Annotated in this window: 16 protein-coding genes; 14 read left to right on the top strand and 2 right to left on the bottom strand. The window is 72.1% G+C overall.

Features of this window, described 5'->3' with window-relative positions:
• The first annotated feature begins 85 nt into the window (after positions 1-85).
• From ACFYZ3_RS14110 to ACFYZ3_RS14045, 14 genes are all read left to right on the top strand, one after another.
• On the top strand, positions 86-1,603 hold the full coding sequence (locus ACFYZ3_RS14110) for a sugar ABC transporter ATP-binding protein (protein WP_361005123.1): 1,518 nt from the start codon (positions 86-88) through the stop codon (positions 1,601-1,603).
• On the top strand, positions 1,600-2,619 hold the full coding sequence (locus tag ACFYZ3_RS14105) for an ABC transporter permease (RefSeq protein ID WP_361005120.1): 1,020 nt from the start codon (positions 1,600-1,602) through the stop codon (positions 2,617-2,619). The genes ACFYZ3_RS14110 and ACFYZ3_RS14105 overlap by 4 nt, the downstream gene beginning before the upstream one ends.
• Before the next feature lie 17 nt (positions 2,620-2,636).
• A complete protein-coding gene (locus tag ACFYZ3_RS14100) occupies positions 2,637-3,683 on the top strand; it encodes a substrate-binding domain-containing protein (RefSeq protein ID WP_388516475.1) in 1,047 nt (348 codons plus the stop codon).
• A gap of 86 nt (positions 3,684-3,769) precedes the next feature.
• The gene (locus ACFYZ3_RS14095; RefSeq protein WP_388516472.1) at positions 3,770-5,062 is read left to right on the top strand and encodes a Gfo/Idh/MocA family protein; all 1,293 of its coding nucleotides are present in this window, start codon (positions 3,770-3,772) and stop codon (positions 5,060-5,062) included.
• Between the two features lie 16 nt (positions 5,063-5,078).
• A complete protein-coding gene (locus ACFYZ3_RS14090) occupies positions 5,079-6,077 on the top strand; it encodes a sugar phosphate isomerase/epimerase family protein (protein ID WP_388516469.1) in 999 nt (332 codons plus the stop codon).
• A 263-nt stretch (positions 6,078-6,340) separates the two neighbouring features.
• On the top strand, positions 6,341-10,057 hold the full coding sequence (locus ACFYZ3_RS14085; RefSeq protein WP_388516467.1) for a ThuA domain-containing protein: 3,717 nt from the start codon (positions 6,341-6,343) through the stop codon (positions 10,055-10,057).
• 220 nt (positions 10,058-10,277) lie between these two features.
• Positions 10,278-11,549 carry an inositol-3-phosphate synthase gene (locus ACFYZ3_RS14080; protein WP_388516464.1) on the top strand — a complete coding sequence of 424 codons (1,272 nt, stop codon included), beginning with the start codon at positions 10,278-10,280 and terminating at the stop codon, positions 11,547-11,549.
• Positions 11,546-12,637 carry an SCO3242 family prenyltransferase gene (locus tag ACFYZ3_RS14075; RefSeq protein ID WP_388516460.1) on the top strand — a complete coding sequence of 364 codons (1,092 nt, stop codon included), beginning with the start codon at positions 11,546-11,548 and terminating at the stop codon, positions 12,635-12,637. Before ACFYZ3_RS14080 ends, ACFYZ3_RS14075 begins: the two co-directional genes overlap by 4 nt.
• On the top strand, positions 12,634-13,572 hold the full coding sequence (locus tag ACFYZ3_RS14070; protein WP_388516457.1) for a sugar phosphate isomerase/epimerase family protein: 939 nt from the start codon (positions 12,634-12,636) through the stop codon (positions 13,570-13,572). Before ACFYZ3_RS14075 ends, ACFYZ3_RS14070 begins: the two co-directional genes overlap by 4 nt.
• Positions 13,573-13,585: 13 nt before the next feature.
• Complete coding sequence (locus ACFYZ3_RS14065; protein WP_388516454.1) at positions 13,586-14,323, top strand: EboA domain-containing protein; 738 nt, start codon at positions 13,586-13,588, stop codon at positions 14,321-14,323.
• The gene (locus ACFYZ3_RS14060; protein ID WP_388516451.1) at positions 14,323-15,171 is read left to right on the top strand and encodes a TatD family hydrolase; all 849 of its coding nucleotides are present in this window, start codon (positions 14,323-14,325) and stop codon (positions 15,169-15,171) included. The genes ACFYZ3_RS14065 and ACFYZ3_RS14060 overlap by 1 nt, the downstream gene beginning before the upstream one ends.
• A 3-nt stretch (positions 15,172-15,174) precedes the next feature.
• Positions 15,175-16,350 (top strand): metabolite traffic protein EboE, encoded by a 1,176-nt coding sequence (gene eboE / locus ACFYZ3_RS14055; RefSeq protein ID WP_388516448.1) that lies wholly within the window; start codon positions 15,175-15,177, stop codon positions 16,348-16,350.
• Positions 16,347-17,744, top strand: coding sequence for an alkaline phosphatase family protein (locus ACFYZ3_RS14050; RefSeq protein WP_388516445.1), 1,398 nt, complete (start codon positions 16,347-16,349; stop codon positions 17,742-17,744). Before eboE ends, ACFYZ3_RS14050 begins: the two co-directional genes overlap by 4 nt.
• A 115-nt stretch (positions 17,745-17,859) precedes the next feature.
• Positions 17,860-19,074, top strand: a complete 1,215-nt coding sequence (locus ACFYZ3_RS14045) for a sugar phosphate isomerase/epimerase family protein (RefSeq protein WP_388516442.1) — start codon at positions 17,860-17,862, stop codon at positions 19,072-19,074.
• A gap of 79 nt (positions 19,075-19,153) precedes the next feature.
• Here the strand turns inward: ACFYZ3_RS14045 and ACFYZ3_RS14040 are convergent, their stop codons facing one another.
• Together ACFYZ3_RS14040 and ACFYZ3_RS14035 are read right to left on the bottom strand one after the other, a co-directional pair.
• On the bottom strand, positions 19,154-20,533 hold the full coding sequence (locus ACFYZ3_RS14040) for an OFA family MFS transporter (protein WP_388516439.1): 1,380 nt from the start codon (positions 20,531-20,533) through the stop codon (positions 19,154-19,156).
• Between the two features lie 123 nt (positions 20,534-20,656).
• Positions 20,657-22,801: an acetate--CoA ligase family protein gene (locus tag ACFYZ3_RS14035; protein ID WP_388516436.1), complete on the bottom strand. Its 2,145-nt coding sequence runs from the start codon at positions 22,799-22,801 to the stop codon at positions 20,657-20,659.
• Positions 22,802-22,805: the final 4 nt, after the last annotated feature.

The raw sequence follows: 22,805 nt of genomic DNA, 5'->3' as shown, positions 1-22,805 counted from the left end.
TTCCGCCCAGCCCAGCCCAGCCCAGTCCTGCCCCTGCCCTGCTCTGCCCTGACACCGGCCCGCACGCCCGCCGAGGGGACCTCACATGGCACCAGAACCACCGCTGCTCAGCATGTCCGGCATCACCAAGTCGTTCCCCGGAGTCCGGGCCCTCGACGGCGTCGACCTCGACGTCCAGGCCGGCGAGGTGCACTGCCTCCTCGGTCAGAACGGCGCCGGGAAGTCCACCCTCATCAAGGTGCTGGCCGGCGCCCACCAGCCCGACACCGGCACCATCCGCTGGCGCGGCGAGGAGGTCACCCTGCGCTCGCCCATCGCGGCCATGCGTCTGGGCATCGCCACCATCTACCAGGAACTCGACCTGGTCGAGCACCTGTCGGTCGCCGAGAACGTCCACCTCGGCCACGAGCCGACCGCCGCCGGCTTCGTCGTACGGGGGAGGGCGGCCAAGGCGTCGACGGCCGCGCTGCTCAAGCGGCTCGGGCACCCCGAGGTCGACCCGGGGCGGCTGGTCGGGGAGCTGTCGGCGGCGCAGCAGCAGATCGTGTCCATGGCACGGGCGCTGTCGCACGACGTACGGCTGATCGTGATGGACGAGCCGTCCGCCGCGCTCGACCCGGACGAGGTCGACAACCTCTTCCGCATCGTCGCCGACCTCACCGCCGACGGAGTCGCCGTCGTCTACATCTCGCACCGCCTGGAGGAGATCCGTCGCATCGGCGACCGGGTCACCGTCCTCAAGGACGGCCGCGCGGTGGCCCGCGGGCTGCCCGCCGAGTCGACGCCGACCAGCGAGGTGGTGGCGCTGATGACCGGCCGCAACGTCGAGTACGTCTTCCCGGACCGGCCCACCGCGCCGCCCGCTGGCGAACCCGTGCTCAGCGTCCGGGGACTGGCCCGGCAGGGCGAGTTCGCCCCGCTCGACCTGGAGGTGCGCCCCGGCGAGATCGTCGGCCTCGCGGGACTGGTCGGCTCCGGCCGCTCCGAGATCCTGGAGACGGTCTACGGCGCCCGTAAGGCGAGCACCGGCCAGGTCCTCGTCGACGGGCGGCCGCTCAGGCCCGGCAGCGTGCGCGCCGCGGTCCGCGCCGGGCTCGGGCTCGCCCCCGAGGAACGCAAGGCCCAGGCCCTGCTGATGCTGGAGTCCGTCACCCGCAACGTGTCGGTCTCCGCCATGTCCCGCTTCTCGCGCGGCGGCTGGATCGACCGCGGCGCCGAACTCGGCGCGGCGCACAAGGCGACCCGCGAGCTGTCGCTGCGGCCCGACAACCCGGCGGTGCCCGTGCGCACCCTGTCCGGCGGCAACCAGCAGAAGGCGGTCCTCGCCCGCTGGCTGCTGCGCGGCTGCCGGGTCCTGCTGCTCGACGAACCCACCCGCGGCGTCGACGTCGGCGCCCGCGCCGAGCTGTACGCCGTCATCCGGCGCCTCGCCGACGAGGGCCTCGCCGTCCTGCTGGTCTCCAGCGAGGTGCCCGAGGTGCTGGGCCTCGCCGACCGCGTACTGGTGCTGCGCGAGGGCCGCGTCGTGCACGAGGCCCCCGCCCGCGAACTCGACGAACACCGCGTACTCGACCTCGTGATGGAAGGAAGCCCGGCGTCATGACGCAGCACGTGTCCCCGCCACGGGGCGGCACCGACAAGGCGGCACCCGTGGAGGGTCCGCCCGCCTGGCGGGTCCGGTTGGGCCGCGCCGACGTCCGCACCCTCACCCTGCTCGGCGTGCTCGCCGCACTGGTCCTCATCGGCGGCATCACCCAGCCCGACGCGTTCCTCGACACCCGCAACCTGCAACTGGTGCTCACCCAGGCGTCCGTGATCGGCGTCGTCACCGTCGGCATGACCTTCGTCATCGTCTCCGGCGGCATCGACCTGTCGGTCGGCGCCATCGTCGCGCTCTCCTCGGTGTGGGCGACCACGGTCGCCACCCAGGAGTTCGGTTTCGCCGGCATCCTCTTCACGGCGATCGTGGTGGGAGTGGGCTGCGGTCTGGTCAACGGGGTGCTCATCGCCTTCGGCCAGATGGTCCCGTTCATCGCGACCCTCGCCATGCTGGCCTCGGCGCGCGGACTCGCGCTCCAGATCACCGACGGCCGCACCCAGGTCGTCACCGTCCCGAGCGTCCTCGACCTCGCCGAGCGCGACTCGTACGTGCTCGGCATACCGCCGCTGGTGCTGGTCTTCGCGGCCGTCACCGTCATCGGCTGGCTGGTCCTGAACCGGACCACCTTCGGCCGCCGCACCGTCGCCGTCGGCGGCAACGCCGAGGCCGCCCGGCTGGCCGGCATCGACGTCCGCCGCCAGCGGCTCTACCTCTACCTGCTGTCCGGGCTGTGCTGCGGCATCGCCGCCTTCCTGCTGGTGGCCCTCGCCGGCTCCGGCCAGAACACCAACGGCAACCTCTACGAACTCGACGCCATCGCCGCGGCCATCATCGGCGGAACGCTGCTGACCGGTGGCCGGGGCCACATCCTCGGCTCCGTGCTCGGCGTCCTGATCTTCACCACGATCACCAACATCTTCGCCCTGAACAACCTGCAGAGCGACGTCCAGCAGATCGCCAAGGGCGCGATCATCGTCGCCGCCGTGCTGGTCCAGCGCCGTACCGCAAGCACGCATTGAGGAAAGGGTTCACCGTCATGACGAAGCTCACGAGTCGCAGAGGGATGCTCTTCGGGGCCGCCGCCGTGTCCGCCGGTGCCGTCCTCGCCGGGTGCACCAGCAACGACCCCGACAGCGGCGACGACAAGGCCGCCGCGGACACCCAGCCGGCCGCCGACGACAAGCCCGGCAAGCCGGTCACCATCGGCTACGCCGGCCCGCAGGCCGACCACGGCTGGCTCAACGCCGTCAACGACCAGGCCAAGAAGCGCGCCGAGAAGTACTCCGAGATCACCATGGAGATCACCGAGGGCTCCAACGACACCGCGCAGCAGATCGGCCAGATCGAGACCCTCATCAACAAGAAGGTCGACGTCCTGGTCATCCTGCCGGCCGACGGCAAGGCCCTCACCCAGGTCGGTCTGAAGGCGATGCGGGCGGGCATCCCGGTCATCAACCTCGACCGGATCTTCAACAGCCCCCAGGCCTACCGCTGCTGGGTCGGCGGCGACAACTACGGCATGGGTCTCAACGCCGCCCACTACATCGGCGAGAAGCTCAAGGACAAGTCGGACGCCAAGGTCATCGAGCTGGCCGGCATCGACAACCTGGAACTGACCCAGCAGCGCACCCAGGGCTTCGACGACGGCCTGAAGAACTACCCGAACATCAAGAAGGTGGCCCGCCAGGCCGCCGAGTTCACCGTCGAGTCCGGCCAGGCCAAGATGGCCCAGCTGCTCCAGGCCCAGTCGGACTTCGACGCCCTGTGGAACCACGACGACGACCAGGGCGTGGGCGCGCTGCGCGCCATCGAGCAGGCCGGACGCGACGACTTCCTGATGGTCGGCGGCGCGGGCGCGCTCTCCGCCTTCCAGGCCATCAAGGCCGACAGCGGCGTACTCAAGGCGACGGTGCTCTACCCGCCGACCATGGCCGCCTCCGCGATCGACCTGGCCCGCGCCCTCGGGCAGGGCAAGGGCGTCAGCGGTCTCGCCGAGTTCGAGATCCCCTCGACCGTCACCTGCTACTCGGCCGTCGTCGACAAGGACAACGTCGACCAGTACATGTCCACGGGCTTCAAGTGAGGGCTGCCGCTCCGGCAGCGGCCTGACCAGCCGCCGCCGGGGCGGGGCCCACCCCACCGCGCCACCACGACGAGGAGGACATCCGCATGGGACAGCCGCAGCAGCCCGAGGGGGCCGGGGCCGAGGAGGCAGCCGCCGGGACCGACAGCGGGACCGATACCGGGACCGGTGCCGGGGCCGGGGCGGCGACGGGGGCGTCCGCGACCAGACCGCCCCTGCGGGTCGGCATGGTCGGCTACGCCTTCATGGGCGCCGCCCACTCCCAGGGCTGGCGCACCGCCGGCCGGGTCTTCGACCTGCCGCTGAACCCGGTGCTGGCCGCGATCTGCGGGCGGGACGCCGACGCCGTCCGCCTGGCGGCCGACCGGCACGGCTGGGCGAGCACCGAGACCGACTGGCGGACCCTGGTCGAACGGGTCGACATCGACCTCGTCGACATCTGCACCCCCGGCGACAGCCACGCCGAGATCGCGCTGGCCGCGCTCGCCGCCGGGAAGCACGTGCTGTGCGAGAAGCCGCTGGCCAACACCGTCGAGGAGGCGCAGGCGATGACCCGCGCCGCCGAGGAGGCCACAACCCGGGGCCAGTTGGCGATGGTCGGCTTCAACTACCGCCGGGTCCCCGCCACCGCGCTGGCCCGCCGGATGGTCGCCGAGGGCCGGGTCGGCCGCCTGCGGCACCTGCGGGTGACCTACCTCCAGGACTGGCTGGTCGACCCGAAGGCCCCGCTCACCTGGCGGCTGCGCAAGGAGCTGGCCGGGTCGGGGGCGCTCGGCGACCTGGGCGCCCACATCGTCGACCTCGCCCAGTACCTGTCGGGCGAGCGGATCGCGGGCGTCTCCGCCCTCACCGAGACCTTCGTACGGGAACGCCCGCTGCCCGCCGGCGCCCCCCGGGGACTGTCCGCGGGCTCGGCGGACGGGGTGACGGGACAGGTGACCGTCGACGACGCCGCCGTGTTCACCGGGCGCCTCACCTCCGGCGCCCTGGTCTCCTTCGAGGCCACCCGGTACGCCACCGGCCGCAAGAACGCCCTGCGCATCGAACTCAACGGCGAGCGCGGCTCCCTCGCCTTCGACCTGGAACGGCTCAACGAGCTGGAGTACCACGACGGCACCGAGCCCGGGGAGCACGCCGGCTTCCGCCGGATCCTCGTCACCGAACCCGAACACCCCTACCTGGACGCCTGGTGGCCGCCGGGCCACGGACTCGGCTACGAGCACACCTTCGTGCACCAGGCGCGCGATCTCGTCCACGCCGTCGCCGAGGGCCGCGGGCCCGAACCCTCCTTCGCCGACGGGCTACAGGTGCAGCGCGTGCTCGCGGCCGTGGAGGAGAGCGCCGAGAAGAACTCCGTCTACACCTCGATCACCCCCTGAGGAGGCCGGCAGCGCCATGCCACGCAACTTCACGCTCTTCACCGGACAGTGGGCGGACCTGCCGCTGGAGGAGGTCTGCCGCCTCGCCCGCGACTTCGGCTACGACGGCCTGGAACTCGCCTGCTGGGGGGACCACTTCGAAGTCGACAAGGCCCTCGCCGACCCCTCCTACGTGGACTCCCGGCACCAGCTGCTCGACAAGTACGGCCTCAAGTGCTGGGCCATCTCCAACCACCTGGTCGGCCAGGCCGTCTGCGACGCCATCATCGACGAGCGCCACGAGGCCATCCTGCCCGCCCGCATCTGGGGCGACGGCGACGCCGAGGGCGTACGGCAGCGCGCCGCCGCCGAGATCAAGGACACCGCACGCGCAGCCGCCCGGCTCGGCGTCGACACCGTCATCGGCTTCACCGGCTCGGCGATCTGGCACCTGGTCGCCATGTTCCCGCCGGCGCCCGAGTCCATGATCGACCGCGGCTACCAGGACTTCGCGGACCGCTGGAACCCGATCCTGGACGTCTTCGACGCCGAGGGCGTGCGGTTCGCCCACGAGGTGCACCCCAGCGAGATCGCCTACGACTACTGGACCACGCAGCGCGCCCTGGAGGCGGTCGGCCACCGGCCCGCCTTCGGCCTCAACTTCGACCCCTCCCACTTCGTGTGGCAGGACCTCGACCCCGTCGGCTTCCTGTGGGACTTCCGCGACCGCATCTACCACGTCGACTGCAAGGAGGCCCGCAAGCGCCTCGACGGCCGCAACGGGCGGCTCGGCTCCCACCTGCCCTGGGGCGACCCCCGTCGCGGCTGGGACTTCGTGTCGGCCGGGCACGGCGACGTCCCCTGGGAGGACGTCTTCCGCATGCTGCGCTCCATCGACTACCAGGGGCCCGTCTCCGTCGAGTGGGAGGACGCCGGGATGGACCGGTTGCAGGGCGCGCCCGAGGCCCTCACCCGGCTCAAGGCCTTCGACTTCGAGCCGCCCAGCGCCTCCTTCGACGCCGCGTTCAACAGCTGATCGCGCGCCCCCGACCGCAGGCCGGGACGGGGACCGGACCACCCGCCGGTCCCCGGTCCGGCCTGCCCGAATCCCGCTTTGTCCTGAGTTGGGAAAAAGTTCAACCAGCTGCGGTCCAAGGGGTGTTCGCCCCGGAAGAACGCGGTTACCGTCCCTGAAGTGTTCAGGACACTCACACCTCCGGGGTGACGGCGCACCCCGGCGCCCGCATCGCACGTCTTCGCACCCATCCCGTACGGCCCACCCGTTCCCGGAGGGACTTCGTGCACAGAACCAGACTCAAAGGCACCGGCACCACCAGGCGCCCCAGGCTTCGCACCACCCTCGCCCTGTTCACCGGCCTGCTGCTGGCCGTGGGCACCCCGGCGACCGTCGCCGGCGCCCACCCCGGACACCCGGAGCACGACGAGACGGCGGCCGCCGCCGAGGGGCAGTTCCAGCAGGTACCGCTCGCCAAGGGTGAGCCCGAGATGGGCGAGCCGATGTCGCTCGCGGTGCTCCCGGACCGCAGCGTCCTGCACACCGCCCGCGACGGCACACTGCGCCTGACCGACCAGGGCGGCGTCACCAAGGTCGCCGGCAAGATCCCCGTCTACAACCACGACGAGGAGGGCCTCCAGGGCGTAGGCATCGACCCGGACTTCGAGAACAACCGGGCGATCTACCTGTACTACGCCCCGCCGCTCGACACCCCCGCGGGCGACGCCCCGGAGAACGGCACCGCCGAGGACTTCAAGCCCTTCGACGGCGTCAACCGCCTCTCCCGCTTCGTCCTGAACGCCAACGGCACGCTGGACATGTCCAGCGAGAAGAAGGTCCTGGACGTCGCGGCCTCCCGCGGCACCTGCTGCCACGTCGGCGGCGACATCGCCTTCGACGCCGAGGGCAACCTCTACCTCTCCACCGGCGACGACACCAACCCGTTCGCCTCCGACGGCTACACGCCGATCGACGAGCGCGCCGACCGCAACCCGGCCTTCGACGCCCGCCGCAGCGCCGGCAACACCAACGACCTGCGCGGCAAGCTGCTGCGCATCAAGGTCGCCGAGGACGGCTCGTACACCATCCCGGAGGGCAACCTCTTCGAGCCCGGCACGGAGAAGACCCGGCCCGAGATCTACGCCATGGGCTTCCGCAACCCGTTCCGGATCAGCGTCGACAAGAAGACCGGCACGGTCTACGTCGGCGACTACGGCCCCGACGCGGGTGCCGCCGACCCGAAGCGCGGTCCGGCCGGCCAGGTCGAGTTCGCCAAGGTCACCAAGGCCGCCAACTTCGGCTGGCCCTTCTGCACCGGCGACAACGACCCGTACGTCGACTACGACTTCGCCACCAAGACCTCCGGCGAGACCTTCGACTGCGCGGCCCCGAAGAACACCTCCCCGCACAACACCGGCCTCACCGACCTGCCGCCCGCGCAGGCCGCGTGGATCCCCTACGACGACGACTCCGTGCCGGAGTTCGGCAGCGGCTCCGAGTCCCCGATGGGCGGCCCGGTCTACCGCTACGACCCCGAGCTCGAGTCCAGCGTCAAGTTCCCCGAGGAGTACGACGGGGACTTCTTCGCCGGTGAGTTCGGCCGCCGGTGGATCAAGCGGATCGAGCAGACCGAGGACGGCGCGGTCGCGAAGATCAACGACTTCCCGTGGACCGGCACGCAGATCATGGACATGGAGTTCGGCCCCGACGGCGCGCTCTACGTCCTGGACTACGGCCTGTCCTGGTTCCAGGGCGACAAGGACTCCGCCCTGTACCGGATCGAGAACGCCGCGGACGGCTTCTCCCCGATCGCCGAGGTCAGCGCCAACAAGACCTCCGGCGCGGCCGGACTGAAGGTCGCCTTCACCGCCACCGCCAAGGACGCCGACTCCCCGGACCTCACCTACAGCTGGGACTTCGGCGACGGCACCAAGGGCGAGGGCCTCACGCCCACCCACAAGTACAAGAAGGTCGGCACCTACACCGCGACCTTCACCGCCAAGGACCCCGAGGGCAACACCGGCAACGCCAGCGTCCGGATCGTGGTCGGCAACACCGAGCCCAAGGTGGTCATCGAGACCCCCGGCAACGGCACCCTGCTGCCCATGGGCCAGCCCATCCCCTTCAAGGTGAAGGTCACCGACCCCGAGGAGACGATCGACTGCTCCAAGGTCAAGGTCGCCTACAGCCTCGGCCACGACTCCCACGCCCACGAGCTGACCAGCGAGATGGGCTGTGAGGGCACCCTCAACCCGCCGCCGGGCGACGGCGGCCACGACCCCAACGCCAACATCTACGGCGTCGTCGGCGCCAGCTACACCGACGGCGGGGCGAACGGCCAGGAGGCCCTGACCGGCACCGCCCGCACCGTGATCCAGCCCCCGCACCGCCAGGCCGAGCACTTCACCGCCCAGCAGGGCGTGTCGCCGATCGACAAGACCGGCGCCAACGGCGGCAAGACCGTCGGCGACATCAACGACGGCGACTGGATCTCCTTCAGCCCCTACAAGTTCGACGGGCAGAAGAAGCTGACCGTACGGGCCTCCTCCGGCGGCGCCGGCGGCTACGTCGAGCTGCGCACCGGTTCGCCCACCGGCCCGCTGCACGGCTCCGCGTACATCCCGCCGACCGGCAGCTGGGAGACCTTCCAGAACGTCGACGTGCCGCTGCGGGCCCTGCCCAAGAAGACCACCGACATCTACCTGGTCTTCAAGGGCGGCGAGGGCGCGCTGTTCGACATCGACGACTTCGAGTTCTCCACGGAGCCGTTCAAGGCCGGCAAGAAGGTCCTGGTCTTCTCCAAGACCGCCGGCTTCCGCCACGACTCCATCCCGGCGGGCATCGCCGCCCTGAAGGAGCTGGGCACCCCGGCCGGCATCTCGGTCACCGCGACCGAGGAGGCCGGACAGTTCACCACGGCCAACCTCGCCAAGTACGACGCGGTCGCCTTCCTGTCCACCACCGGTGACGTCCTCAACGCCGACCAGCAGAAGGCGTTCGAGAACTACGTCAAGAACGGCGGCGGCTACATGGGCATCCACGCCGCCGCCGACACCGAGTACGACTGGGAGTTCTACGGCGGCCTCGTCGGCGCCTATTTCCACTCGCACCCGGCCATCCAGAAGGCCACCGTCCGCGTCGAGGACCACGACCACCCGGCCACGGCGCACCTGGACGACGCCTGGGAGCACACCGACGAGCTGTACAACTACCGCACCAACCCGCGCGAGCAGGCCAAGGTCCTCGCCACCCTCGACGAGACCACCTACGAGGGCGGGAACATGAAGGGCGACCACCCGATCGCCTGGTGCCAGAACTACGGCGGCGGCCGCTCCTTCTACACCGGCCTCGGCCACACCAAGGAGTCCTACGCGGACGAGGCCTTCCGCGGCCACCTGCTCGGGGGCATGCAGTACGCCACCGGCCAGGTCAAGGCCAACTGCAAGCCGTCGAAGGGTTACCGGGACATCTTCAACGGCCAGACCCTGGAAGGCTGGAAGCAGGCCGGCCCCGGAAAGTTCAACGTCAAGGACGGCGTCCTGGAGTCCGAGGGCGGCATGGGCCTGCTCTGGTACCAGGCCAAGGAACTGAAGTCGTACTCCCTCAAGCTCGACTGGAAGATGCGGGGCGACGACAACTCCGGCGTCTTCGTGGGCTTCCCGGCCTCCGACGACCCCTGGTCCGCCGTGAACAAGGGCTACGAGATCCAGATCGACGCCACGGACGCCGTGGACCGCACCACCGGTGCGATCTACACGTTCAAGGCGGCGAACATCAAGGCCCGTGACCAGGTTCTGCGGCCGCCCGGCCAGTGGAACTCCTACGAGATCAAGGTCCAGGGCGAACGCCTCCAGGTGTTCCTCAACGGAGTCAAGATCAACGACTTCACCAACAAGGACCCCGAGCGGAGCCTGACCGACGGCTACATCGGCCTCCAGAACCACGGCGCCGACGACCAGGTCTCCTTCCGCAACATCCAGCTCAAGGAACTGCCCTCCTAGGGCGAACCCGCCCCTGAGGGGGCGACCGGAACGGCGGCGGGCGGAGGACGCCGGACCTCCGCCCGCCGTCACCCCGAACGAAACCCCCCGAACGAAACCCCCCGAACGAAACCCCGGAACGAAACCCCCCGAACGAAACCCCGGAACGAAACCCCCCGAACGAACCTCCGGCCGTACCACCGCTCGTGTGTGTCCGACGCGCTCGACAAGGAGGCTGCCCATGTCCGCGTCCCCCTCTGCTTCCTCCCACGGCTCCCGTACCGGTGTCTGGCTGATCGGAGCCCGCGGCTCCGTCGCCACCACGGTGGTGGCGGGCTGCGCCGCCGTGACCGCGGGGCTGCACCCGCCGACCGGCATGATCACCGAGACCCCCGACTTCGCCGACGCGGGACTCCCCGCCCTCCCGGCCCTCGTCTTCGGCGGTCACGACACCGTGGACTGCCCCCTGCCCAAGCGGGCCGAGGCCCTGGCCGCCGGTGGCGTGCTGCCGCACGGACTGCCCTCCGCCGTGCACGCGGAACTGGCCGCGGCCGACCGCGAGATCCGCCCCGGCGGCCCCCTGCCCGGCGACACCCGCGACGAGCAGGAGCTGATCGCCGCGTTCGCCGCGGACATCACCGACTTCGCGCGCCGCTCGGGTGTGGAACGGACGGTGGTCGTGAACGTGGCCTCCACCGAACCCGTGCCCACCGGGGGCACCCTGCCCGCCAGCTCGCTGTACGCGGCCGCCGCGCTGCGGGCCGGCTGCCCGTACGTCAACTTCACCCCGTCGACCGGCCTGCACCACCCGGCGCTGTCCGCACCGGCCGAGGCGAGCGGCCTGCCCCACGCGGGCCGGGACGGCAAGACCGGGCAGACCCTGCTGCGCTCGGTGCTCGGCCCGATGTTCGCGCAGCGGGCGCTGGCGGTGCGTGCCTGGTCCGGCACCAACCTCCTGGGCGGGGGCGACGGCGCCGCCCTCGCCGACCCGGCGGCCGCCGCCGCGAAGAACGCCGGCAAGGAACGCGTCCTCGCCGACACCCTCGGGGCCCCCGTGGAGGGCGAGGTCCACATCGACGACGTGCCCGCGCTCGGCGACTGGAAGACCGCCTGGGACCACATCGCCTTCGACGGCTTCCTCGGCGCCCGCATGTTCCTCCAGACCACCTGGCAGGGCTGCGACTCGTCCCTCGCCGCGCCGCTCGTGCTGGACCTGGCCCGGCTGGTCGCCCGCGCCCACCAGCGGGGCCTGTCCGGCCCCCTGGGTGAACTGGGCTTCTTCTTCAAGGACCCGGTGGGGGACGGCCCGTCCGCCCTGGCCGAGCAGTACGGGGAGCTGAAACGCTTCGCCGGGCGGCTGCGGGACGACGCGGACCGCGCCCCCGCCGACCGGGAGAGCCGCGAGAGCGGGGAGAACGGTGCCGCGGGGGAGAACGGTGCCGCCGGAGAGTACGGAGACGCCGTTGCCGTCCGGTCCGACGGCCACGGCGTGGAAGGCGGGGCCGGGCGATGAGCCGCGCCGTCGCCGCGGCGCGGGACACGCCCGGGCCGTCGGGAGCCTCGGCCGCGTCGTCGCGGATGCCGGCCGGAGCGTCGGAGGCGCCGGGAGCGGCCTCCGGGACCACCGGGCCGCCGCCCCAGACGGCCGCGGCGTCCCCTCGGTCCGCCCGCCTCGGCGCCTGGGCCGAACTGCTGCGGCTGCCCGCCCTGTTCACCGTCCCCGGCGACGCCCTGGCCGGCGCGGCGGCGGCCGGTGCGCGCCCCGGACCCCGCACCCTGCTCGCCATCGGCTCCTCCCTGTGCCTGTACGAGGCCGGTATGGCCCTGAACGACTGGGCCGACCGCGCGGAGGACGCCGTGGAACGTCCGCACCGCCCCCTGCCCTCCGGCCGAATCCGCCCCGCCGCCGCCCTGACCGCCGCCGGGGTGCTCACCGGCGCGGGCCTGGCGCTGGCGGCCGGTGCGGGACGCCCCGCGCTCGCGGTCGCGGCGCCGCTGGCGGCCACCGTCTGGGCCTACGACCTCGCCCTGAAGCACACCCCGGCCGGCCCCGCGGCCATGGCGGCCGCCCGCGGACTGGACCTGCTCCTGGGCGCGGCCGCCACCGGAGGCGCCACCCGTGCCGCGCTGCCCTCCGCGGCCCTGCTCGGCAGCCACACCCTCGCGGTCACGGCCGTCTCCCGCCGGGAGACCACCGGCGGTTCCGTCCTGGCCCCGCTGGCCGCCCTCGCGACGACGGGGGCGCTGACCGGCCTGGTCGCCCGCCGCCGCACCCGACTCCCGGCAGGCCGGCGGGCAGCAGCCGCCCCCGGCCTGCCGGGCTCCACCCCGGCGCCCACCGTCACCGACGCCCTCGCGGCCGCCCTGGGCGCTGCCTACGCCGCGACGGCCGCCCGCCCCTACTTCCACGCCGCGCTCAACCCCTCGCCCCCGCTCACCCAACGCGCCGTGGGCGGCGGCATCCGGGCCACGATCCCGCTCCAGGCCGCGCTCGCCGCCCGCTCCGGCGCGAGCGCCACGTCCCTCCTGGTGGCGGCCCTCGCACCGGCAGGCCGGCGGTTCGCGAGGAGGTCCGCCATGAGGAAGGTGAGCATCACGTGAGCCGGAACCCGGATCAGAGGCCGAACGGGGCCGGAGACGGTGCCGCCACCCACCCGCTCCGCTTCGGCTACGGCACCAACGGCCTCGCCGACCTCCGCCTCGACGACGCCCTCGGGCTGCTCGCCGACCTCGGGTACGACGGCGTCGGCCTGACTCTCGACCACATGCACCTCGACCCCCTCGCCGACGACCTCGCCGCCCGCACCCGACGCCTCGCCCGGCGGCTGGACACGCTCGGTCTGGACGTCACCGTGGAGACCGGCGCCCGCTACGTACTCGACCCGCGCCGCAAGCACGGCCCCTCCCTGCTCGACCCCGACCCGGAGGACCGCGCCCGCCGCACCGGCCTGCTCGTGCGCGCCGTCGACGTCGCCGCCGAACTCGGGGCCCACGCCGTGCACTGCTTCAGCGGCGTCCCCCCGGCGGGCACGGACGAGGACACGGCCTGGAAGCGGCTGGCCGAGGCCCTCGCCCCGGTCCTGGACGCCGCCGCCACCGCTGGCGTCCCCCTCGCGGTGGAGCCCGAACCGGGGCACCTGCTCGCCACCCTCGCCGACTTCCACACCCTGCGCCGCACCCTCGGCGATCCCGAACACCTCGGACTCACCCTGGACATCGGCCACTGCCAGTGCCTCGAACCGCTCCCTCCCGCCGACTGCGTGCGCGCCGCCGCCCCCTGGCTGCGCCACGTGCAGATCGAGGACATGCGCCGCGGCGTCCACGAACACCTCCCCTTCGGTGACGGCGAGATCGACTTCCCGCCCGTTCTCGAGGCCCTGGCCGCCACCGGCTACCAGGGACTGACCGTCGTCGAACTGCCCCGCCACTCGCACGCGGGCCCGCACTTCGCCGAACGCTCCCTCCCGTTCCTGCGCCGCGCCGCACCGGCACCACCCCGCACCAACCGCTCGGGCGAGCCCTCCGCCACCCACTGAAGGGAGCCACACCATGACGCAGCCGCACGCCGCCCACGTCACCCCGGACACCCAGGACGCGGACGGCACCCCCGGCGGGCAGGACCCCCAGGGCACCACCCCCGCCCACGTCCCGCCCGCCGACCTGCGCGCCGCCCTCGCCACCCGGCTCGGCGGAGCCGCCCGGGCCTGGCTGGACCAGGCCCTCGACGAGGCCGCCGCCCACCCCGGCACCCACGGCCCCATCTCGGTGTGGGAACTGCGCCTCGCCGAGGCCGGCCGCCGCTGCGGGCCCGCCCACGCCGACGCCGCACGCGTCCTCGTCCTGCACGCCGCCCGCGCCGACACCGGCGCCCTGACCCGGGTGTACTCCCAGGGCACCGCCGACGAACGCCGCGCCGTCCTGCACGCCCTGCCCCACCTCGTGCCGGGCCCTGACGCCCTCCCGCTCGTCGAGGACGCCCTGCGCACCAACGACACCCGGCTCGTCGCCGCCGCCCTCGGCCCGTACGCCGCCCGGCACCTCGACGCCCACCAGTGGCGGCACGCCGTGCTCAAGTGCCTGTTCACCGGTGTCCCCGTCGACAGCGTGGCGGACCTCGCCCGTCGCGCCCACGGGGACGACGAACTCGCCCGGATGCTGGCCGACTACGCCGCCGAACGCACCGCCGCGGACCGCACCGTCCCCGAAGACCTGCACCGCGTCCTGGCCCTGACCGAGTCCGGACGCCCCGCGCCCGGCACGGCCGACCCCCACGGCAAGGAGTCCTGATGCGCATCTTCGACCCCCACATCCACATGACCTCCCGCACCACCGACGACTACGAGGCCATGTACGCGGCCGGTGTCCGCGCCCTCGTCGAGCCGTCCTTCTGGCTGGGCCAGCCCCGCACCTCGCCCGACTCCTTCCGCGACTACTTCGACGCCCTGCTCGGCTGGGAACCCTTCCGCGCCGCCCAGTACGGCATCGCCCACCACTGCACCATCGCCCTGAACCCCAAGGAGGCCAACGACCCCCGGTGCCTGCCCATCCTCGACGAGCTGCCCCGCTACCTCGTCAAGGACCGGGTGGTGGCGGTCGGCGAGATCGGCTACGACTCGATGACGCCCGCCGAGGACACCGCTCTGGCCACCCAGCTCCAGCTCGCCGCCGACCACGGGCTGCCAGCCCTCGTGCACACCCCGCACCGCGACAAGCTCGCCGGCCTGCGCCGCACCCTGGACGCGGTCCGCGAGTCCGCGCTGCCGACCGAGCGGGTCCTGGTCGACCACCTCAACGAGACCACCGTCAAGGAGGCCAAGGACAGCGGCGCCTGGCTCGGCTTCTCCGTCTATCCGGACACCAAGATGGACGAGGCCCGGATGGTCGCCCTGCTGCGCGAGTACGGCCCGGAACAGGTCCTGGTGAACTCCGCCGCCGACTGGGGCAGGAGCGACCCGCTCAAGACCCGCAAGGTCGGCGACCTGATGCTCGCCGAGGGCTTCACCGAGGACGACGTGGACCGGGTGCTGTGGCGCAACCCCGTCGCCTTCTACGGGCTCAGCGGACGCCTGGAACTCGACGTGGCCACCGGGGACGCCACGCACGAGGGCAACTCCATCCTGCGCGGCGGGGAGTGAGCCATGCGCTTCCGGCACCCCGACGGCTCCACCGTCCACCTCGCCTACTGCACCAACGTGCACCCCGCCGAGACCCTGGACGGCGTCCTCGCCCAGCTCCGCGACCACTGCGAACCGGTCCGCAAACGCCTGGGCCGCGACCGCCTCGGCATCGGGCTGTGGCTCGCCCGCGACGCGGCCCACGCCCTGGTCACCGACCCGGCGGCGCTGCGCGGCCTGCGCACCGAACTCGACCGGCGCGGCCTGGAGGTCGTCACCCTCAACGGCTTCCCCTATGAGGGCTTCGGCGCCGAAGAGGTCAAGTACCGCGTCTACAAGCCGGACTGGGCCGACCCCGAACGCCTCGAACACACCACTTCCCTGGCCCGTCTCCTCGCCGGACTGCTGCCCGACGACGTCACGGACGGCACCATCTCCACCCTGCCGCTGGCCTGGCGCACCGCGTACGACGAAACCCGCGCCGACAAGGCACGCGCCGCCCTCGTCGCCCTCGCCGAACGCCTCGACGCCCTCCAGGAACTGACCGGGCGCTCCATCCGCATCGGCCTGGAACCCGAACCCGGCTGCGTCGTCGAGACCACCCACGACGCCATCGCCCCGCTGACCGCGATCGCCCACGACCGCATCGGCGTCTGTGTCGACACCTGCCACCTCGCCACCTCCTTCGAAGACCCGCACACCGCCCTGGACGCGCTCACGGCCGCCCGCGTGCCCGTCGTCAAGTCCCAGCTGTCCGCGGCACTGCACGCCGAACACCCCGCCGACCCCGCGGTCCGCGAAGCACTCGCCGCCTTCGCCGAGCCGCGCTTCCTGCACCAGACCCGCACCACCACCCCCTCCGGCGGCCTGCACGGCACCGACGACCTCGACGAGGCCCTCGCCGGTGGCGGCCCGCTGCCCGACAGCGCACCCTGGCGCGCCCACTTCCACGTCCCCCTGCACGCGGACCCCGCCGCGCCCCTCACCTCCACCCTTCCGGTGCTCAAGGCCGCGCTGACCCGGCTCGTCGGCGGCCCGCACCCCCTCACCCGGCACCTGGAGGTCGAGACCTACACCTGGCAGGCCCTCCCGCCCGAGCTGCGGCCCCGCGCCCGCGCCCAGCTCACCGACGGCATCGCCGCCGAGCTGACCCTCGCCCGCGACCTGTTGACGGACCTCGGCCTGAAGGAACTGCCATGACCCGACCCACCCCCTCCGACGGACCGACCCCCCTTCTCGTCCTGGACGTCGTCGGCCTCACCCCCCGTCTCCTCGACCACATGCCCCACCTCAAGCAGCTCGGCCAGTCCGGCTCCCGGGCCCCGCTGGGCACCGTCCTGCCGGCCGTCACCTGCGCCGCCCAGTCCACCTTCCTGACCGGCACCATGCCCGCCGAGCACGGCATCGTCGGCAACGGCTGGTACTTCCGCGAACTCGGCGACGTCCTCCTGTGGCGCCAGCACAACGGACTCGTCACCGGCGACCGGCTCTGGGACGCCGCCCGCCGCGCCCACCCCGGCTACACCGTCGCCAACATCTGCTGGTGGTACGCCATGGGCGCCGACACCGACTTCACCGTCACCCCCCGTCCCGTCTACTACGCCGACGGCCGCAAGGAACCCGACTGCTACACCAGGCCCCCGGCCCTGCACGACGAACTCACCGACAAACTGGGCACCTTTCCCCTCTTCCACTTCTGGGGGCCCGGCGCCGACCTGGTCTCCAGCCAGTGGATCATCGACGCCACCCGGCACATCATGGCCACCCGGCATCCCGACCTGACCCTGTGCTACCTCCCTCACCTCGACTACGACCTGCAGCGCTTCGGCCCCGACGACCCGCGCTCCCTGAAGGCCGCCGCCGACCTCGACGCGGCGCTGGCCCCGCTGCTCGACGACGCCCGCGCCGAGGGCCGCACTGTCGTCGCGCTGTCCGAGTACGGCATCACCCCCGTCAGCCGGCCCGTGGACATCAACCGCGCCCTGCGCCGCGCCGGACTGCTCGAGGTGCACACCCAGGACGGCATGGAATACCTCGACCCGATGGCCTCCCGCGCCTTCGCGGTCGCCGACCACCAGGTCGCCCACGTGTACGTCCGCCGCCCCGAGGACCTCGACGCGACCCGTGCCGCCCTGGACGGGCTGCCCGGCATCGAGCAACTCCTCGACGACGAGGGCAAGAAGGCCCAGCACCTCGACCATCCCCGCGCCGGCGAACTGGTCGCCGTCGCGGAGCCGGACGCCTGGTTCACGTACTACTACTGGCTCGACGACGACCGCGCGCCCGACTTCGCGCAGCTCGTCGAGATCCACCGCAAACCCGGCTACGACCCGGTCGAACTGTTCATGGACCCGCTCGACCCCTACGTCAAGGTCAAGGCGGCCGGCGCCCTGGCCCGCAAGAAGCTCGGCATGCGCTACCGCATGGCGGTCGTGCCCCTGGACCCCTCACCTATTCGAGGCAGCCACGGCCGCCTCCCCGCGAGCGACGACGACGGTCCGCTCCTCATCTGCTCCACCCCCCGCGCTGTCGGAGACCGCGTCGCGGCCACCGACGTGAAACAACTCCTGCTCCGGCTGGCCGGACTCGGCTGACGCACCATCCGGTACGCCCGCCGCAATCCGACTACTGAGAGTGAAACACACGGCACTGACAACGGCCCGCCCGAGCCTCATCGGCGCAGGCCACGACCCTAGAAGGCAGGCACCCGTGACCCCGTTCACCGATCCCTCCCGCAGTGACGCCGGCACCGACCCGTCCGCCGACGGCCCGGGCGAGAGCCTGCGCCGCACCCTCGGCGTGAACCGGCGCCGCTTCCTCAGCACCTGCACCGCAGTGGCGGCCGGAGCCGTCGCGGCCCCCGTCTTCGGGGCCTCCCCGGCCCTCGCCCACGACCGGGGCAGAGACCACGACCACGGCCATGGACACGGCCACGGGCACGGGCAGATCCTCGTCCCGGCGGACAAGCGCGGCATCATCCTCTACACCGTCCGCGACGCCACCGCCCGCGACCCGCTCGCCTCCGACCTGCCCTCCGGCTTCCGCGAGGTGTTCAAGCAGCTGTCCCGGCACGGCTACCGCCAGGTGGAGTTCGCCGGATACAACCAGCACGCCAACGCGCCGGGCGGCGCCAGCCTGGAGTCCGTCAAGGGCGCCCGGCTGCTGCGCTCCTGGCTCGACGACTACGGGCTGCGCGCCCAGGGCAACCACGGCTTCATCCCGTCCTCCTGGCCGCTGACCCAGGCGGACAAGGACACCTTCAAGAAGCACCTGGAGATCGCCAACATCCTCGGCATGGACCACATGGGCACCGGCGGCGACCCCACCGGCAGCTCGTACCGCGCCGACTGGGACGTGGCCGCCGACAAGTGGAACGCCCTCGGCGCGATCGCCCACCGGGAGGGCATAAAGCTCTACACCCACAACCACGACAGCGCCTACGGCTTCCTGCTCGACGGAGGCCCGCTGGACGACCAGGGCCGGCCCACCCGCAGTTCGGGCATCCGGAAGCTGGAGTACTTCCTCAAGGTCACCGACCCGAGGGTCGTCTGGCTGGAGATGGACATCTTCTGGGCGCACGTGGCCCAGTACAAGTTCCACGAGTACACCGCCCACGACGGCACCACCCGGAAGAACGTCTTCGACCCGGCCGGGCTGGTCGCCCGCAACAACCGGCGCTACCCGCTCTTCCACGCCAAGGACGGCGTCGTCAGCACGACCAACGGCATGGGCTACGACATGGTGCCCTTCGGAACCGGGGTCATCGACTACACGACGTTCTTCTCCCGGGTCGGACAGCGGAACTACCACAACCCGATGGTCGAGGACGACAACTCCCCGAGCGCCACCGACCCCGCGCAGTCCCTGCGCGAGGCCAAGATCAGCTACGACGGTCTGGCCGCCCTGCGCAAGCGGCGCCACTGACCCGGAGCACGGACCGGGCGGCCCCTCCCGCGTGCTGGGGGAGGGGCCGCCCGGTCCGTGCGAAGAAGCCTCCGTCAGGTCATCCCTCGCCGAGCGGCTGGGGATTCGGAGTGACGCGCTTGCCCTTCGGGCGCCCCGGAGGCCTCAGCGACAGAGCCACGAACCCGGCGAAGATCGAGATACTGCCCGCCAGGCTGAAGGCGCCGTTGTAGCCCCAGACGCCGACAACCACGGAACCCATGCCCGCACCGAGGCCGGAGACGAGCTTGGAGCTGTAGACCATCCCGTAGTTGGTGGCGTTGTTGTTCTCGCCGAAGTAGTCCGCCGTCAGCGCCGCGAACATCGGGAAGATGGCGCCACCGCCGAAACCGGAGATGGCGGAGAAGACCAGGAACAGCGGCAGGTTCTTGATCTCGGCGGACCAGATGATGCCGAACTGGGCCAGACCCAGGATCGCGCACACGTAGAGCAGGCACTGCTTGCGGCCGTAGAGGTCGGAGAGCCAGCCGATGACGCCGCGCCCGGTGCCGTTGACGATCGCCTTCAGCGACATCGCCGCGGCCACGATCCCGGCCGCGAAGCCCGCCTCCTCGCCGATGTCGACCTGGAAGGCGATGCCGAAGATGTTCACACCGGAGGTGCAGGCGAGACAGAACCACATCAGTGCCACCCGGCCGGTCTTCCAGGCCTCCATCGGGGAGTACTGCTTGACGGCCGGGGGGTTCTTCTCCAGCGAACGCCGGGCCCGCGGGTCGGCCGGCGGGTTCAGCGGGTCGACGGCGGCCGGCCACCAGTTCTTCGGCGGGTCCCGGAAGTAGAAGCCGGCGATCGCCACCATCGCAGCGAGGAAGACACCCGCGGAGACCAGCACCCAGCGGAAGTTGGAGGTGTCCATGTAGCCGTGGAAGATGAAGACGAACGGCACCGAGCCGTAGGCGAAACCGCCGTTGACGAAGCCGGTCTTCCCGCCCCGGCGCTCCGGATACCACTTGCCGACCATGTTGACGCAGGTCGCGTACACCATGCCGGCGCCCATGCCGCTGAACACGCCGAAGCCGATGAAGGCGAGTGAGACGTGCGGCGCGAACGCCAGCGACAGGTAACCCAGCAGCGTGCCGGCCGACCCCAGCATCATCGCCCAGCGCGCCGGCAGCTTGCCGCTCTCGCGCAGCCGTCCCGCCGGGAACGCGACCGCGGCCTGGCAGAACACCCAGGCGGTCATCATCCAGTAGATGCTGCCGCTGGACCAGTGCTGGGCCTCGTGCAGCGTGTCCTCGGCGGACGCGAACGCGTACTCGGCGGAGGAGATGCCCATCATCCCGATCCAGGGCAGGATCACCATCCACTTGCGCTTGCGCCCCATGATGTCGATGTCGGACTCGCCCACGCGGTAGACGCGTCCGTTCCTGTCGGTCACCTCCCGGTAGGCGGCGACCCTTGTGACATCGGTGGTTGTCATGTCGATTGCACCCCTAGCGTCGAAAGATCTGGCCAGCGCCCCCTGTCCCATGCCTTTCGTGCGCGCGCGGGTCCCCGGGGCCGGCCGACGCGCACCCGTCGGCCGGCCCCTCGCCGTCTCACGTCATGAACCGCCCCCCAACAAGCCCGCGGCCCGCGCCCACCGGTACTTCGCGCCCAGCACCGCCACCGGCTTCTCGGTCGTGTACGGATACGCCACGACTCCGCGCTCGAAGAGGTACTGGCACGCCTCCTCCACCTCCACGTCGCCCGCCAGGGAGGCCACCACGGGCTTTTCGATGCCGCGTTCGCGGAACTCGGCCACCACGCGCGCGGTGAGCTCGGCGAACACCATGGGAGGCGTGACGATGGTGTGCCAGTAGCCGAGGACGAGCGCGTGGATGCGCGGGTCCTCCAGGCCGAGCCGGATCGTCGCCTCGTACGTCGACGGCGGCTCGCCCCCGGTGATGTCCACCGGGTTGCCCGCCGCACCGAACGGCGGGATGAACGCGCGGAACGCCGTGTCCAGGTCGGGCGGAATCTCCATCAGCGACAGCCCGTTGTCCGTCACCGCGTCGGAGAGCAGCACACCGCTGCCGCCGGCGCCGGTGATGATGACCACGTTGTCGCCCTTGGGGGCGGGCAGTACGGGCAACGCGCGCGCGTACTCCAGCATCTCGTTGAGTCCCGGCGCCCGGATGACGCCGGCCTGGCGCAGGATGTCGTCGTACACGGCGTCGTCCCCGGCGAGTGCCCCGGTGTGCGACCCCGCCGCCCTGGCGCCCGCCGCCGTACGGCCCGCCTTGAGCACCACCACCGGCTTCCTCGGCACGGTCGCCCGCGCGGCCTCGACGAAGGCGCGGCCGTCCTTGAGGTCCTCCAGGTGCATCGCGATGCACTCGGTGTGCGGGTCCTCGCCGAACCAGGTGAGCAGGTCGTCCTCGTCCAGGTCCGACTTGTTGCCCAGCCCGACGATCGCCGACACGCCGGTCTTGGTCGTTCGCGCGAAGCCCAGGATGGCCATCCCGATGCCGCCGGACTGCGAGGTCAGGGCGACGCCGCCCTTGACGTCGTACGGCGTGCAGAACGTGGCGCACAGGTCCTGCCAGGTCGAGTAGTAGCCGTAGATGTTCGGCCCCAGCAGCCGGATGCCGTGCCGTTCGGCGACCGCCACGATCTCGTCCTGGAGGGCCTGTTCCCCGGTCTCGGCGAAGCCGGAGGGGATGAGCACGGCGTTGGGGATCCGCTTGCGCCCCACCTCCTCCAGGGCCGCCGCCACGAACCGCGCGGGGATCGCGAAGACCGCCACATCCACCTCACCGGGAACGTCGGTGACACTCTTGTACGCCTTGCGGCCCAAGATGTCATCGGCCTTGGGGTTCACCGGGTGGATCTCGCCCGCGAAACCGCCGTCGACGAGGTTGCGCATCACCGAGTTGCCGATCTTCCCCGGCTCGCCCGACGCGCCGATCACCGCGACCGAGGAGGGCTGCATCAGGCGGCGCATCGAGGTGAGGATCTCCTCGCGCGTGTACCGGCGCCGCTCCTTCGGCGTGCCGGTCGCCAGGATCACCCTGATGTCGGCGGCGACCGCTCCCTCGGGCGTGGCGATCACCGGGTTCAGGTCCACCTCGGCGATCTCGGGGAAGTCGGCGACCAGCTCGGAGACCCGGCGGATCTGCTCCGCCACCGCCCACCGGTCCACCCCGGCCTGCCCGCGCACCCCGCGCAGCACCTCCGCCGCCCGGATCGAGTCCAGCATCGACAGCGCCTCGTCGGCGTCCACGGGGGCGAGCCGGAAGGTGACGTCCTTCAGCACCTCGACCAGCACCCCGCCGAGCCCGAACGCCACCACCTTCCCGAACGTCGGGTCGGTGACCGCCCCGACGATGACCTCCTGCCCCTGCGGCAGCAGTTCCTGGACCTGCACGCCCTCGATCCGCGCGGAGGCGTCGTAAGCGCGCGCATTGTCGACGATCCGGCAGAACGCCGCCCGCACGTCCGCCGCGCCCTCGACCCCGACGACCACACCGCCGGCGTCGGTCTTGTGCAGGATGTCCGGCGAGACGATCTTCATCACCACGGGTCCGCCGAACCGCGCCGCGCACGCCACCGCCTCGTCGACGTCCCGCGCCAGCTCCTCGCCCGGCACGGCGATCCCGTAGGCGTCGGCGAGCACCTTGCCCTCGGGCGCGGTGAGCGCGGTGCGCCCCTCGGCCCGTACCGTGTCCAGGAGCCCGCGCACCCGCGCCAGGCGGTCCTCGGCCATCACG

The sequence above is a fragment of the Streptomyces sp. NPDC001599 genome (assembly GCF_042893535.1).
Classification (GTDB): domain Bacteria; phylum Actinomycetota; class Actinomycetes; order Streptomycetales; family Streptomycetaceae; genus Streptomyces.
Note: the sequence above shows the minus strand (reverse complement) of the source record. Positions and strands in the feature narration are given on the sequence as shown.

What these genes read in the sequence shown, in the direction of transcription:
- ACFYZ3_RS14110 (WP_361005123.1), top strand. Translation starts at nt 86, where the DNA reads ATGGCACCAGAACCACCGCTGCTCAGCATGTCCGGCATCACCAAGTCG.
- ACFYZ3_RS14105 (WP_361005120.1), top strand. Translation starts at nt 1,600, where the DNA reads ATGACGCAGCACGTGTCCCCGCCACGGGGCGGCACCGACAAGGCGGCA.
- ACFYZ3_RS14100 (WP_388516475.1), top strand. Translation starts at nt 2,637, where the DNA reads ATGACGAAGCTCACGAGTCGCAGAGGGATGCTCTTCGGGGCCGCCGCC.
- ACFYZ3_RS14095 (WP_388516472.1), top strand. Translation starts at nt 3,770, where the DNA reads ATGGGACAGCCGCAGCAGCCCGAGGGGGCCGGGGCCGAGGAGGCAGCC.
- ACFYZ3_RS14090 (WP_388516469.1), top strand. Translation starts at nt 5,079, where the DNA reads ATGCCACGCAACTTCACGCTCTTCACCGGACAGTGGGCGGACCTGCCG.
- ACFYZ3_RS14080 (WP_388516464.1), top strand. Translation starts at nt 10,278, where the DNA reads ATGTCCGCGTCCCCCTCTGCTTCCTCCCACGGCTCCCGTACCGGTGTC.
- ACFYZ3_RS14075 (WP_388516460.1), top strand. Translation starts at nt 11,546, where the DNA reads ATGAGCCGCGCCGTCGCCGCGGCGCGGGACACGCCCGGGCCGTCGGGA.
- ACFYZ3_RS14065 (WP_388516454.1), top strand. Translation starts at nt 13,586, where the DNA reads ATGACGCAGCCGCACGCCGCCCACGTCACCCCGGACACCCAGGACGCG.
- ACFYZ3_RS14060 (WP_388516451.1), top strand. Translation starts at nt 14,323, where the DNA reads ATGCGCATCTTCGACCCCCACATCCACATGACCTCCCGCACCACCGAC.
- eboE (WP_388516448.1), top strand. Translation starts at nt 15,175, where the DNA reads ATGCGCTTCCGGCACCCCGACGGCTCCACCGTCCACCTCGCCTACTGC.
- ACFYZ3_RS14050 (WP_388516445.1), top strand. Translation starts at nt 16,347, where the DNA reads ATGACCCGACCCACCCCCTCCGACGGACCGACCCCCCTTCTCGTCCTG.
- ACFYZ3_RS14040 (WP_388516439.1), bottom strand. Translation starts at nt 20,533, where the DNA reads ATGACAACCACCGATGTCACAAGGGTCGCCGCCTACCGGGAGGTGACC.
- ACFYZ3_RS14035 (WP_388516436.1), bottom strand. Translation starts at nt 22,801, where the DNA reads ATGGCCGAGGACCGCCTGGCGCGGGTGCGCGGGCTCCTGGACACGGTA.